We start from the raw sequence: 13,350 nt of genomic DNA on the forward strand, positions 1-13,350 counted from the left end.
CCGATGATCGAGGCGAGCAGCGCACTCGGCACCGCGGTGGCGGTTGTCGTGTTGGTGGTGACGATCGTGACCACGGTGTCGGCCGCGCGGGTCCCGCCCGCCGTGGTCGCGGTTCCGGCCGCACTCCTCGTAGTCGCGCTCGGCCTCGTCGGCTGGCACGCCGCCGTGGCGGAGGTCGCGTTCATGCTGCCGACGATCGGGTTCCTCGCCGCGATGTTGGTGGTCGCCGAAATCTGCTCACGCGCAGGAGTATTCACGTGGGTTGGAGTCGCGCTCGCCCGATGGAGCCGAGGCACCGCGGTCGGGCTGTTGCGCATCGTGTTCGTGGTCGCCGCTGTCACGACCGCGGTGCTGTCCCTCGACACGACGATCGTGCTGCTGACGCCGGTGGCCGTACTGACCGCCCGGCACATCGGGGCCAGGGTCGCACCTGTCGCGTACGCGAGCAATCACATGGCCAACAGCGCGTCGACGCTTCTGCCCGTGTCCAACCTCACCAATCTGTTGGCGTTCAGCGCCGCGGGCGTGTCTTTCACACGCTTCAGCGCGCTCATGGCCGGCCCGTGGGTTGTGGCGATCGTCGTCGAGTATCTGGTCTTCCGATGGTTCTTCGCCGCCGAGTTGTCGACGCCGCGACGCGGGATCGACGTCGACGACAGGCCAGTCTCGGAGTCGCAGTCGCCTGAGGCTACGGCGCGGCACGATTCGCGCGCAGTCGGATCGACGATGCGGGCACCGGTCGTGACGCTTGCCGCCGTCGGGACACTGTTGGTGGGGTCCGTCGCTGCCGAACCACTCGGCGTGCCGCTGGCCGCTGTCGCCGGGATCGGTGCGGTGGTGATGCTGTTGCCGTCGCTGTGGCGCGCACCGCGCGTCGCGCTTGTCGGCGCCGCACGGGCCGTCAACGTCGCGTTCCTGATCTTCGTGGCAGCACTGGGCGTGATCATCCTGCCCGTGCGGAACGGACCGGTCGGTGATCTCTTCTCGACGTTGATGCCGTCGGGTACCGGGCTCGTGGCGCTGCTGTGCGCCGCGATCATCGCCGCGGTGGCAGCGAACCTCTTCAACAACCTTCCGGCGACACTGCTGCTGGTCCCGCTGGTGTCCGGTCAGCCCGCACTGGTTCTCGCCGTACTGCTCGGCGTCAACATCGGACCCAACCTCGCGGTGTTCGGATCACTCGCCAACCTGCTGTGGCGCGATGTGATGCGCCAGCACTCGGCGTCGACGTCGTCGCACGTGTACCTGAAACTCGGCGCCGTGTCGGTACCGCTGACACTGATCACCACCGTGCTCGCGCTGTGGGCGGGGCTGAGCGCGTTCGGCTGACCTCGACGGGTTGGATCAGCGGAACAGGTTCGCCACGAACGGGATCGAGTCGACCTTCGACGCGTTGACCGTGCCGCTGTGATCCTTGTCGGGGTAGAAGCGGAAGGTCACGGGCTGATTGTTCGCTTTGAGCCGCGAGACGAGCAGCAGCACGCCTGGTGTGTTGACGTCGGTGTCGCGGCCGCCCTGCCCGATGAAGAACGGTTTGTCGTATCCGTATTCGGGGATGCCCATGTACTCGGTGAGCGTGGCCTGGAAGCCGGGGATCTCGGTCAGCGGGCGGCTCAACAGCTTTCCGGGGTCGACCTTCTGCGAACGCACCAGCCCGCCGAGTTCGTCGTCGGAGTCGCAGAGCGTTTCGGCCTTGTCCACCCAGTAACGCCCGTACGGCGTCAGGAACGAGTTGATGTTCCACTCGGGGAACGTCGTTCGCAGGCCGGACAGGATGTACATCACGTAGATCGTGGTGTTGGGCGACACCCCGCCGAGCGGGACCGGCGACGGGCGCCCGAGCGCGGCGACCAGATTCTCGATGTAGGCGGGCACACCGGTCCCGACGGCACCGCGATAGTCGAGGTCCTTGCCGCCGAACTCGGTTGCGTACCGCGCTGTGGTGATCGCGGCACCGCCACCCTGCGACTGCCCGACGACCGCCCACTTCCGCGACAACTGCGGGTAGACCGCTCGCGCGGCCTTCACACTGTCGACGATGCTGTGTGCCTCGACCCGGCCGTTCAGATACGGATGGTTGCCGGGAGTACCCAACCCGACGTAGTCGGACGCGACCACCGCGTAGCCCTGAGACATCCACGAGTGCAGGTAGTCCCAGTCACGCTCGACCGCAACAGGTCCCCCGATCGAGTACGCGCAGTGGTCGGCGAGACCCGTCGTTCCGTGTGCCCAGGCGATGACGGGCCAGCCGCCCTTGGGAGGCGTTCCCGGCGGTAGGTACACGGCGCCACTCGACAACGCGGGCGCCTCGCGTACGCCCTTGGTCCAGTAGGTGATCCGCTTGGCGTCGACGGCACCGGGAACGGTGATCCGTGCGGGCAGCGGCGCGGTCGAGACAACGGCGCCCGGCGCCCCGGTTGGCGCTGCGTCCGCAGGCGGAGCACCCGTGACCGCCGCCGTGGTTCCCACGGCGATTGCCACGGCCGTCACCAATACGCCCACCCGACGTCCGACTCTGCTGCGTTCACTCACGCTGAACACCGTATACATTGACCGGGCGACGCGCAGCGGATGGCGTGCATTCACGAAAGCGGATCGGATGCACCCACGCCGAGAGTCACACCCCAGCCGATTCCGGCGTCGCGGGCGCGTCAGCGGCGGTCGCCTTCGCCCACTTGTAGTCGGCCTTGCCCGCGGGAGTCCGCTTGACCTCGTCCACGAACACGACGACCCGCGGAACCTTGTAGCCGGCAAGCGATTCGCGACAATGCAGCTGCAAGTCTTCGAGGGTCGGCTCGGGCTCGCCGTCGGCGACCGCTACCACCGCTCCGACTTTCTGGCCGTATCTGGCGTCCGGTACGGGAACCACCAACGCGTCGGCGACGGCGGGGTGTGCGTGGAGGGTCGCCTCGACCTCTTCGGCGTACACCTTCTCGCCCCCGGTGTTGATGCACTGCGAACCACGTCCGAGGAACACGATCGTGCCGTCGGCCTCGACCGTTCCCATGTCGCCGAGGATCGAGATGCGTCGACCGTCCGGCAGCGTCGGAAATGTCTTGGCCGACTTCGCCTCGTCCTTGTAGTAGCCGAGAGGGACGTTGCCGATGCGGGCGATGTACCCGACATCGCCCGAGCCGGGAACGATTTCGCTCAGTGACTCGTCGACGACCATCATCTTGTCTGTCGGCGGCACGCGGAGATTCCCGTCGTCGTCCATCACGATCTCGCCGTCGTTGCCCGATTCGGAGGCCCCGAAGTTGTCGCGCAGCACCAGATCGGGTTTGACCGCGGCCATTCTCTCCCGCACGTGCTGTGACCAGATAGCCCCGCCGGAGGTGATGGAGAACAACGACGACAGATCGACCTCACCCTTGCGTCGTTCGAGTTCGTCCACGAGTGGCATACCCATCGCGTCGCCCACGATGAGGATGATCTGGATCTGCTCCGACTCGATACCCGACACGATGGCCTCGGGATCGAAATCGCGCATCAGCACCAACCGCCCACCGAGCGTGAGGAAGGTGAACAACGAATACGACGCCGCGCCGTGCATCAGCGGTGCGGCGATGTTGAAGGCGATCGACGGGAAGTCCTTGACCGCGGCACCGATCTCGGCGAGGTCCTTGCGTGCCTCACCGTACGGGTTGCCGCCCGAGATCGGCTTGCGGAAGAAGTCGTCGTGACTCCAGATGACACCCTTCGGATACCCGGTGGTACCGCCCGTGTAGAGCAGGTAGTGCTCGTCACCGGTGCGCTCCTCGAAGTCCCTCTTGTCGGGGAGTTCCTCGGACTCGCCGAACGACACGATCTCCACTGTCCGGCCGTCCGGCAGGTCACGCGCGGCGGCACTGAGCTCGTCGATGATGTCTCCGATCACGAAGACCGTTCGCACCAGAGGTAATTCGGCGAGAAGAGTGGCGACGCTACGCTGATGATCCGGTTCCTCGACGACGATCCCCCGCGAGTCGGAGTTGTCGAAGATGTAGCCGAGCTCGGCATTGGTGTAGCGATAGTTGACGTTGACCGGGACCGCTCGGACCTTCAGCAGACCGAGCAGGCTCGTGACGTGTTCGACGCTGTTCTTGAGGAACAGCGACACGTTGTCGTCGAGTCCGATGCCGTGCGCGGCGAACAGGTGCGCGACCTGATTGGCGAGTCGGTCGAGTTCGGCATAACTGATCTGGCGCCCGCCGTAACTGAGGGCGATCCGCTCGGGGACAGAATCGGCGACCGTCTCGAAAACGTCGGCGAGGTTGAATTTCATTGCTTCTGGCTCCTCTTGCTGCACTGCTTGTCGACCCATGTCGTTGTCCGTCCTGCGTTCACCGCGCGGGCGCGGCGCTCACGCCGCCAACTCTCCTATGCCGCCGTCAACACCAAACCGCTTGTCGGGACGCCCGTTCCGGCTGTCACCACCACCCGCTGGGCTCCCGGCACCTGGTTCACCGACGTTCCCCGCACTTGACGTACCGCCTCCGCTATGCCGTTCATCCCGTGGATGTAGGCCTCGCCCAGTTGCCCGCCGTGGGTGTTGAGTGGGAGTCGACCGCCCACCTCCAACGCGCCCGGTTCGCGAACGAAATCCGGCGCCTCGCCGCGGCTACAGAATCCCAATTCCTCCAACTGCAGCAGCGTGTACGGCGTGAAGTGGTCGTAGAGGATCGCCGCGTCCATGTCGTCGGGTCGCAATCCCGACTGTGCCCAGAGTTGCCTACCCACCAGTCCCATTTCCGGAAGCGCTGCCAGTTCGTCACGGTAGTAGCTGGTCATGATGAACTGGTCGACCCCACTGCCCGACGCCGCTCCCGAGATCACCGCGGGCGGATTGCGCAGATCCCGGGCACGCTCGGCCGACACGACGACGATGGCCACACCGCCGTCGGATTCCTGACAGCAGTCGAGCAGATGCAGCGGCTCGGCGATGTAACGCGAATTCTGGTGATCGGCGAGCGTGATGGGCTTGCCGTAGAAGAAGGCCTCGGGATTGTTGGCGGCATGCTGACGATCGACGACGGCGATGCGTCCGAAATCCTCACTGGTGGCGCCGAACTCGTGCAGATATCGCTGTGCGACCATGGCGACGAATGCCGCCGGGGTCGACAGGCCATGGGGATAGCTGAACGCGTTGTCGGTCCCCGACGAGTTCTCCTGATTGGCCACAGCCGAGTTGACCTGTCCGAAGCGCAATCCCGACCGTTCGTTGAACGCCCGATATGCCACGACGACGTCGGCGACTCCCGTGGCCACGGCCATCGCTGCCTGCTGCACCGTCGAGCAGGCTGCACCCCCGCCGTAGTGGATGCGCGAGAAGTAGGTGAGTTCGGGGATTCCCACCGCTCGGGCGACCGCGATCTCTGCGTTGGTGTCCATGGTGAAGCTCACCAGACCGTCGACGTCAGCAGGGGTCAGTCCCGCGTCGGCGAGAGCCGACTGTACCGCCTCGGCCGCCAATCGCAGTTCGCTGCGCTCGGAGTTCTTGGAGAACTCGGTGGCACCGATCCCGGCGATCGACGTTGCACCGGACAGGCTACCCATCAGTGACCTCCCCAGGTGAGCGTGACCGTCGAGATCACGTGTTTGCCGAGCGCATTGGTTCCGGTGACGGCCACGGTGACCAGATCTCCGTCGACCTCGGTCACCTCACCGCTGAATGTCAACGAGTCGTAGGCATACCACGGCACACCGAGTTTGAGTCTGATCGACCGGATTCTCGACGTCGGACCCGCCCAGTCGGTGACGAAGCGTTCGACGAGTCCTGTGTCGGTGAGGATGTTGACGAAGATGTCCTCGGACCCCTTGGCCTGCGCCAGATCGCGGTCGTGGTGTACGTCCTGGAAGTCGCGGGTCGCCAGCGCCGTCGACACGATGAACGTAGGAGTCGCGTCGATCGTCAGCGGCGGCAACGTCGTTCCCACCTCGACGGTCGGAACTGCGCTCGTGGTCACTGCGTCTCCTCTGCTGTCGGGCGCCACGCATACAGCGTCCAGGCGTCGGTTCCTGATGCCTCGTCGGCGGGGAAGTCGAGGAACATCGCCTCGACGCGCTGGCCGATGTGCACGTCCGCAGGGTCGGTGTCGCGCAGCTCACCGAGCATGCGGATGGGCGCCGCGAGCGGCTTGCCCGCGCAGTCCTCGTCCCTGATGGCATCAGGTCTGTCGAGTTCGACGAGCGCGACCACGAAGGGGAGTTCACGTCCGGGCACCTTGGGCGCACGGTGCACCACGTAGCTGTACACCGTGCCGGTGCCAGGAGCTACCACGTAGTCCGTCGTCGGCACTGTGCCGTCGGAGTCCCGCGGCTTCCACGTCGCGGGGATCGGCGGATGACGCAGCGAACCGTCGGCCGTCTGTTGGATGCGCAGTTCGTGGGCGGCAACGCCCTCCCAGAAGAATGCCGTGTCACCGGACGCGCTGGGCCGCAACATGTGTGCAGGATCCAGATCTGCGGGTACGCCCTCGGCCCCGATCTCCGACGGCGCCGACTCGGGTGGCCTGAACTTCAGGATGCGGAAATCCATCTCGGCGACGACCTCGTCGCCGACCGACCACGTGTTACGCGTGGTGAAGAACCATCCCTCCCCGAGGGCTGTCTGCTTGGGTCCGGCGATGTCAACCAGCTCGGCCGACAACGAGACCTGTTCGCCCACACTCAGATAGCGGTGATAGGTGGTGTCACAGTTGGTCGCGACCACCGACGTGTATCCCGCCTCGTCGAAGAGCTCCGACGCCCGCCCCAGAGGATCGTCGTCGGCGCGCATCCCGTGCAGCCCGCGCATCGTCCACACCTGCGCCATGGCGGGTGGTGCGACGATCCCGGGGTGTCCGGCTGCTCGAGCGGCGTCGTCGTCGACGTAGACGGGGTTGGTGTCGCCGATGGCCTCGACCCAGTTGTTGATCATCGGTCGGTTCACCGGATCGCGCCCGTACACCGGGCGGCTCGCACCGGCATCGATGATGGCCTGCGCGGCGGTACGGATGGTCTCGACGGAGCGGTCGCCGGTCATCGCCTCACCCGTCATCGCCTCACCCGTCATCGCTTGGCCCTGGGCAATCCGAGTCCTGCGGTGCCGATCATGTCTCTCATCACCTCGTTCACCCCACCACCGAACGTGATCACAGCGTTCCGCTTCTCCTGCACGTCTAGCCATTCGACGAGTGCCGCGGTGTCGGGATCGGTGAAGTCGCCGTAGCGGCCGACGATCTCGTCGACCATCCGGCACACCTTCTGCACCCGTTCCGTCGCAAAGACCTTGGTCGCCGCCGCGTCGGCCATGGAGATCGCCTCGCCGGTCGAGGCGACCTGCCAGTTGAGCAGTTCGTTGATGCGCGCGTAAGCGTCGATCTCCGCCAGTGCGCGTGCGACGTCGGTGTGCTTGGCGATCACCGTGCCGTCGGGACCCGGCCGCGAGGCCCACTCCCGCACGCGGGCGGCAAGGCCTTCGATGCGCCCGGCGGGCCCCAGCATCACCCGCTCGTGGTTGAGCTGGGTGGTGATGAGCTTCCACCCGTCGCCCTCGTCGCCCACCCGCATCGACACCGGCACACGAACGTCGTTGTAATACGTGGCATTCACGTGATGCGCGCCGTCCGCGGTGATGATGGGCGTCCAGCTGAATCCGGGATCCGAGGTGTCGACGATGAGAATCGAGATGCCCTTGTGCTTCGGTGCCGACTTGTCGGTGCGCACGGCCAGCCAGATGTAGTCGGCGTCGTGGCCACCCGTGGTGAAGATCTTCTGGCCGTTGACCACGTAGTGATCGCCCTCGCGCACCGCAGCGGTGGCGAGCGAGGCCAGGTCGGTGCCCGCCTCCGGCTCGGTGTAGCCGATCGCGAAATGCACGTCGCCGGCGAGAATTCGGGGCAGGAAGAGATCCTTCTGCTCATCGGTTCCGTGTGCCTGCAGGGTAGGCCCGACGGTCTGGAGGGTCACCGCGGGTAGCGGCACATCGGCGCGCACAGCCTCGTTGGTGAAGATCTGCTGCTCGATCTCGCCGAAACCCTTGCCGCCGTATTCCTTCGGCCAACCGACACCGAGCCAACCGTCGCGTCCCATCTGTGCGATCACGTCCCGATACGTGGGTCCGTGCCGCTCCGTGAGCATGATCTTCGCGGCCCCCGGGCCCACCAGGTCGGCGAAGTACTCACGCAGTTTGGCGCGCAGTCGCTTCTGCTCCGGCGTGAGGTCTATGAACATCGGTTGCGTCCCCTGTGCGGTGTGTTCTGTACGACGTACGTGTGGTGACCGAATCCTGGTGGCATGGTCAGGAACTCGACGTCCCGGCGAGTTCGTCGAGGCGTGCGTTCGCTCCCCCGACAAGTCGGGCGAGGTCCTTCGCGATCGAGAAATAGCGATGCAGCGGATATGTGAGATCGACCCCGACGCCGCCGTGCAGGTGAGTCATCGTCCTCATCGCCGCGGGGATCTCTGCTGCCGTCCAATACGAGGCGATTCCCAGATCCTGTTGTGCGTCGAGACCTTCGGACAGTCGCCATGCTGCTGCGGTCGTCGACAACGTGAGTGAGCGGCCCACCACGTAGATGTCGGCGAGCTGCTGGCCCACCGCCTGGAAGAGCGCGATCGGCTTACCGAACTGGTTGCGGTTGGACACGTGGTCGGCGGTGATGCGGGTGGCGCCCGCGGCGAGGCCGTCGGCATACGCGGTCAACGCGAGGCGGAACCGGTCGCGCAGCGGTGCGACGTCGCTGCACAGCACATCGGTGTCGTCGATCCCGACGTCGTCGAAGCGCACGGTGTACTCGCCCCAACCGCTCGAGGCCGGTGTGCGCGTGATCGACACCCCGTCTGCGTCGGCAGCAACCGCAACCACCCCCGCATCACTCGCGGTCAGCAGTGTCGACGCACCGTGGGCATGCAGCACACCGGTCTTGGTGCCCGACAGCCGACCGTCACGCAGCGTGGTGCGCGGCGTCGACGTCAACGCGTCGCCCGGCTCGCCGATGGCGACGGCATGCCACGTGCCGCCGGCACACGTGGGTGAGCAGCGGTCGCGCGCGGCATCGTCGAGTGTCTGGAGGAACAGAGCCGACGTGAGAGTGCCGAGCGCGGGCGTGACCGCGGCTGCCGAACCCAACTGGCGGAGCAACGGCAACAGCTCGGCGACGCCGAGGTCGTCGCCGCCGAGAGATTCCGGGAGCGGCAGGGACAACAACCCGGCGTCGCGCAACGACGTCCAGAGCGGACGGTCGAAGTCCTCGCGCTGTGCGACCTGCTCGGTCGATTCGCCCGCAACGGCACGTCCTCCGAAGAGTGAGGTCCAGTCGGGCTCGTGTCGCGCGAACACGTCTCGGGCCACATCGGCGACCGCTTGTGCCGGGCTGTCCATGCCGAAATCCACCGACGATCCCTTCTCGACCCACCTACAAAACTAGAACTCGTTCTAGTTGTATCAGACTGGACCGTGCGCGTGGGCGAATTGGCAGTTGATCTGCTGATTCCCCGTAACGACGACCTTTCAGTGACGGGGCAGACCGAGAATTCGTTCCGCAGCCGCTGTGCGAAGGATCTGCGTGGTGCCGCCCGCGATCGACAGGCACCTGTTCTGCAGTAGCTGGTCGGCAGCGTCACTCGCCCCGACTCCATCGACACCGAGTAGATCGAGACCGAACTCGGGCACCGACTGGCGGTGCGCGACACCGATCAGTTTGCGCACGCTCGATACCGCACCGGGATCGTGGCCCGCCAACCGCCTGGCGACCGCGAGAGCGTCGAGGACGCGTCCGACGTGCGCGTCGGCGACCAACTCGCCGAGCCGCCGCAGCTCGTCGTCGGTCAGTTCCCGGTCCATCGATTCGATCTGACCGAGTAACGCATCCATCTCCTTGCCGAGACCCGACCCACCCATCGCCACACGTTCGTTGGCGAGCGTCGTCCTGGCCAGCCGCCAGCCACCGTTGAGCTCACCGACGACGCACTCGTCGGGAACGAACACGTCGTCGAGGAAGACCTCGTTGAAGTTCGCCTGCCCCGACAACTCGCGTAGCGGGCGGATGTCGATACCGCTCGAGGACATGTCCACGAGGAAGTAGGTGATGCCCTTGTGTTTGGGCGCCTCGGAATCGGTGCGCGCCAGACAGATCCCCCACTGCGCGTTGTGCGCCTGCGATGTCCAGATCTTCTGACCCGACAGGTTCCACCCGCCGTCGACGCGGGTGGCCCTCGTCCGCAGCGACGCGAGGTCGGAGCCCGCCTCGGGCTCGCTGAACAGCTGACACCAGACGATGTCCCCGACGAGGGTCGGGCGCACGAAGCGCGTTCGCTGCTCATCGGTTCCGTGTTCGAGGATGGTCGGGATCGCCCAGGCACCGATCACCAGGTCGGGCCGCTCGATGCCCGCGCGTTCGAATTCCGCATCGATGAGCAACTGCAGTGCCGGGTCGGCACCGAGTCCGTGCGGCGGGGGCCAATGCGGTGTGAGATAACCGGATTCGGCGAGTAGTTGTCGCCTCCCCTCCGGTGCGACCGCGGCGATCTCGGCGATCTCGGCCCGGATGGCGTCGCGTCGGTGTTCGACGGAGCTGAGGTCGAGTTCGAAGCGTCGTCGGCCGCCGAGCATGCCGAGACGGCCGAGGTGCTCACGCTGCGCCGACGCCGCCGCCGTTGCCGCACGCATCGACAATGCGGCGCGCAGATAGAGGTGAGCGTCGTGCTCGAAAGTGAATCCGATGCCGCCGAGCACCTGGATACAGTCCTCGGCGGTGGCGACGGGCAACGACGCGATCAGCACATCGGTGGCGAGTCGGCTGAACGCGAGTTGGTCGCGGACGGACTCCCCGGCATCCGCACCAGGTGGAGCCGCCAGCGCGTCGTCGACCGCACGCGCGAGGTCCCATGCCGCGGCCGTGACCTGTTCGCTGCGGCAGAGCATGTCGGCACAGATGTGCTTGACCGCCTGGAAGGAACCGATCGGCGCGCCGAACTGGGTACGCACCTTGGCGTAGGCGACGGCGGTGTCGAGCGCCCACCGCGTCACTCCGCTGACGTACGCCGCCGCAGTCGCCGACAACGCACCAGTGATCAGGTCACCGTCGTCCACGACGAGCAGATCGTCGGGGTCGACCCCGGTGATCCACAGACGACTCACCGATCCCCGACCGTCGACACTCGCCATCGGCACGACTTCCCGCTCGCCAACACCCGGCGGGATCACGTGCCAGCCGGCCTCGACGCCCGTGCCGGTGAGTCTCGTGAGCACCGCGCTGCCGTCCACATATCCAACGACGACGCCGAGATCCACCCCGCCATCGGACACGACCGCCTCGGCACCAGCCCGTGCGAGCGCCGGTACCGCAGCACCGACCTGTCCGGACGCCAATGCGTCGAGCAACCCCGCCGCGTGGGATTCCACCGACATCGACACCGCGAGTGCCGCCACCAGGGTCTCGCCGATGGGGCCCGGCACCAGACTCGTGCCACATTGCTCGACCATCGCGGCCACGTCGGCGAACGTCGCGCCGACCCCGCCCTGTGATTCGTCCAACAGTGCGGCGAACAGTCCCAGTTCGGCCAGCTCCGGAAACAGCTCGCGCCACTGATCGCGCGATTTCTCCAGGTCGGCACGTATGATGTCGGTGGTGCGGCGTCGTGTCGCCCACCCGGAGATGGCCTCGCAGACGGCGAGCTGTTCGGCGGACGTGGCAAGGCTCACGCTGAAATCCTCTGCATGTCGGTTGTGGCGAAGAATTAGAACCTGTTCTAATAGTCCACGGGGGTATTTGTCCACCAGGCTTTCGACACCCGCGGGCGTCGGAGGGTACGAGATGAGGATGTCGCCTACACATGACCCGGTCGTCCGAAGATGCCGTGCCACAGAAGTCGGCACCGAGTCCGAGCAAGGGAACCTCGTCGAAGGCGGCCCCCCAGAAGCCGAGCACTGAGCCGTCCGCACCCTCGGGCGGCGCGACGTCGACGACCGAAAGCGGTTCCGCTGCGCAACGCGACCGTCGACGGCGCATTCTCGACGCCACTCTCGCACTCGCCTCCAAGGGCGGATACGACGCCGTGCAGATGCGGACCGTCGCCGAGAAGGCCGACGTCGCAGTCGGCACCCTGTACCGCTACTTCCCGTCGAAGGTGCACCTGCTGGTGACCGCGCTCGCGCGCGAATTCGAGCGCGTCGAGACACGCGTCGACCGCTCGCAGCTGCAGGGCGACAACGCGATCGAACGACTTCGGCACGTGCTCGACATGATCACGTTCGCCATGCAGCGCGACCCGCTGCTGACCGAGGCCATGACCCGTGCATTCATGTTCGCCGACGCGTCGGCGACCGCCGAGGTCGACCAGGTCGCCTCGATCATCGACCGCCTCTTCGCCGGTGCGATCGTCGACGAGGGCGAGCCGAGCGACGAGGAACTCGCCATCGCCCGGGTGCTCTCGGATGTGTGGATGTCGAATCTGGTGCAGTGGCTCACCCGCCGCGCGTCAGCCACCGACGTCACCAATCGACTCGAGCTCACCGTGCGGCTGCTCCTCAAGGACAGGGTCGCCGCCGACGCCTGATCGGGTCGGTGCACGCGGGCGGCCTCGACCACGGCGCCCTCATGAGGGCATCAGCAGCGTCTGTCCCGAGACCAGCGTGAAGGGAAATGCCAGATTGTTCGCGGCGGCGACGACCTGCACCCACGTGTCGATGTCGTCGTCTGATCCGTACTGCGCCGAGCAGATGCCGAAGATGGTCTCGCCTCCGACGCTCACGCGCTGGTTGAGTCCCGGAATACGCAGGACCTGACCCTTCGACAGCTCTTGGGAGCCGAGACCATTGACCGCTCTGATGACGCCCGCCAGATCACCGTCGCCGTAGAACTCCTGCGCGACGACGGTCAGTGTCTGGTCGAACGGTGACGTGTACGTGGTTGCCTCGTCACCCAGATCCGGCATCCTCAGCCAGGCACGGTTCTCGATGGGATGCTGAGCCACCCCGTTGGCGATCTCCCACATCAGTTGAGTCGCGGGATCCGTGGTGCCGTAGGCCAACTGCGTGATCTCCTGCCGCAACGCCGGATGGTCGACGACGCGCACTTGAAGCCTGCGAGTCACATACGGGATGTCGAGGATCTGCCCAACCTCGATGTGGTCCGGATTCGCGAGCTGGTTCGACGCCGCGATGACCGGATAGAGATCAGCGTCGCCGTATTCGGTTTCGGCGATCCGGGAAAGCGTGTCGCCCGCGACGACCGTGTACTTCTTCATGGGTTCTCCTCGGTGTCACCCAGGCTGGAGTCGACCCCGCCATGGGAGGGGATGACGCACGTCGGCGACGTGGTCCGACTCACAGCGTGACGCGGCGACAACAGGACCGATCGGGTAGTCGGCTACTTGAATCGCGTCGGC

The 13,350-nt window shown here is 66.2% G+C and carries 11 protein-coding genes; 2 read left to right on the forward strand and 9 right to left on the reverse strand.

Annotated elements, in window-relative coordinates; all coding sequences use genetic code 11:
- Positions 1-3 precede the first annotated feature (3 nt).
- Entirely contained in the window at positions 4-1,329 is a 1,326-nt protein-coding gene (locus LK459_RS05235) for an SLC13 family permease (RefSeq protein WP_227922162.1), read from the forward strand.
- A gap of 15 nt (positions 1,330-1,344) precedes the next feature.
- On the opposite strand, the gene LK459_RS05240 is transcribed toward LK459_RS05235, so the two are convergent.
- The 8 genes from LK459_RS05240 to LK459_RS05275 form a co-directional block, all read right to left on the reverse strand.
- Positions 1,345-2,550, reverse strand: coding sequence for an alpha/beta hydrolase family protein (locus LK459_RS05240; protein WP_227923589.1), 1,206 nt, complete (start codon positions 2,548-2,550; stop codon positions 1,345-1,347).
- A 67-nt stretch (positions 2,551-2,617) separates the two neighbouring features.
- Entirely contained in the window at positions 2,618-4,264 is a 1,647-nt protein-coding gene (locus LK459_RS05245; protein ID WP_227922163.1) for an AMP-binding protein, read from the reverse strand.
- 95 nt (positions 4,265-4,359) lie between these two features.
- Positions 4,360-5,535: a lipid-transfer protein gene (locus LK459_RS05250; RefSeq protein WP_227922165.1), complete on the reverse strand. Its 1,176-nt coding sequence runs from the start codon at positions 5,533-5,535 to the stop codon at positions 4,360-4,362.
- Entirely contained in the window at positions 5,535-5,945 is a 411-nt protein-coding gene (locus tag LK459_RS05255; RefSeq protein ID WP_007241117.1) for a MaoC family dehydratase, read from the reverse strand. The genes LK459_RS05250 and LK459_RS05255 overlap by 1 nt, the downstream gene beginning before the upstream one ends.
- On the reverse strand, positions 5,942-7,018 hold the full coding sequence (locus tag LK459_RS05260; protein ID WP_322590815.1) for a bifunctional MaoC family dehydratase N-terminal/OB-fold nucleic acid binding domain-containing protein: 1,077 nt from the start codon (positions 7,016-7,018) through the stop codon (positions 5,942-5,944). Before LK459_RS05260 ends, LK459_RS05255 begins: the two co-directional genes overlap by 4 nt.
- An 11-nt stretch (positions 7,019-7,029) precedes the next feature.
- The gene (locus LK459_RS05265; RefSeq protein WP_227922167.1) at positions 7,030-8,193 is read right to left on the reverse strand and encodes an acyl-CoA dehydrogenase family protein; all 1,164 of its coding nucleotides are present in this window, start codon (positions 8,191-8,193) and stop codon (positions 7,030-7,032) included.
- 67 nt (positions 8,194-8,260) lie between these two features.
- Positions 8,261-9,355 carry an acyl-CoA dehydrogenase family protein gene (locus LK459_RS05270; protein ID WP_227922169.1) on the reverse strand — a complete coding sequence of 365 codons (1,095 nt, stop codon included), beginning with the start codon at positions 9,353-9,355 and terminating at the stop codon, positions 8,261-8,263.
- Between the two features lie 117 nt (positions 9,356-9,472).
- Positions 9,473-11,665: an acyl-CoA dehydrogenase gene (locus LK459_RS05275; RefSeq protein ID WP_227922171.1), complete on the reverse strand. Its 2,193-nt coding sequence runs from the start codon at positions 11,663-11,665 to the stop codon at positions 9,473-9,475.
- A 131-nt stretch (positions 11,666-11,796) separates the two neighbouring features.
- On the opposite strand from LK459_RS05275, the gene kstR reads away from it, so the two are divergent.
- Entirely contained in the window at positions 11,797-12,519 is a 723-nt protein-coding gene (gene kstR, locus LK459_RS05280; protein ID WP_227922173.1) for a cholesterol catabolism transcriptional regulator KstR, read from the forward strand.
- A gap of 39 nt (positions 12,520-12,558) precedes the next feature.
- On the opposite strand, the gene LK459_RS05285 is transcribed toward kstR, so the two are convergent.
- Entirely contained in the window at positions 12,559-13,209 is a 651-nt protein-coding gene (locus LK459_RS05285) for a LysM peptidoglycan-binding domain-containing protein (RefSeq protein ID WP_227922175.1), read from the reverse strand.
- Positions 13,210-13,350: the final 141 nt, after the last annotated feature.

Origin of the sequence: Gordonia otitidis, assembly GCF_020735545.1 — a bacterium.
GTDB lineage: Bacteria > Actinomycetota > Actinomycetes > Mycobacteriales > Mycobacteriaceae > Gordonia > Gordonia otitidis.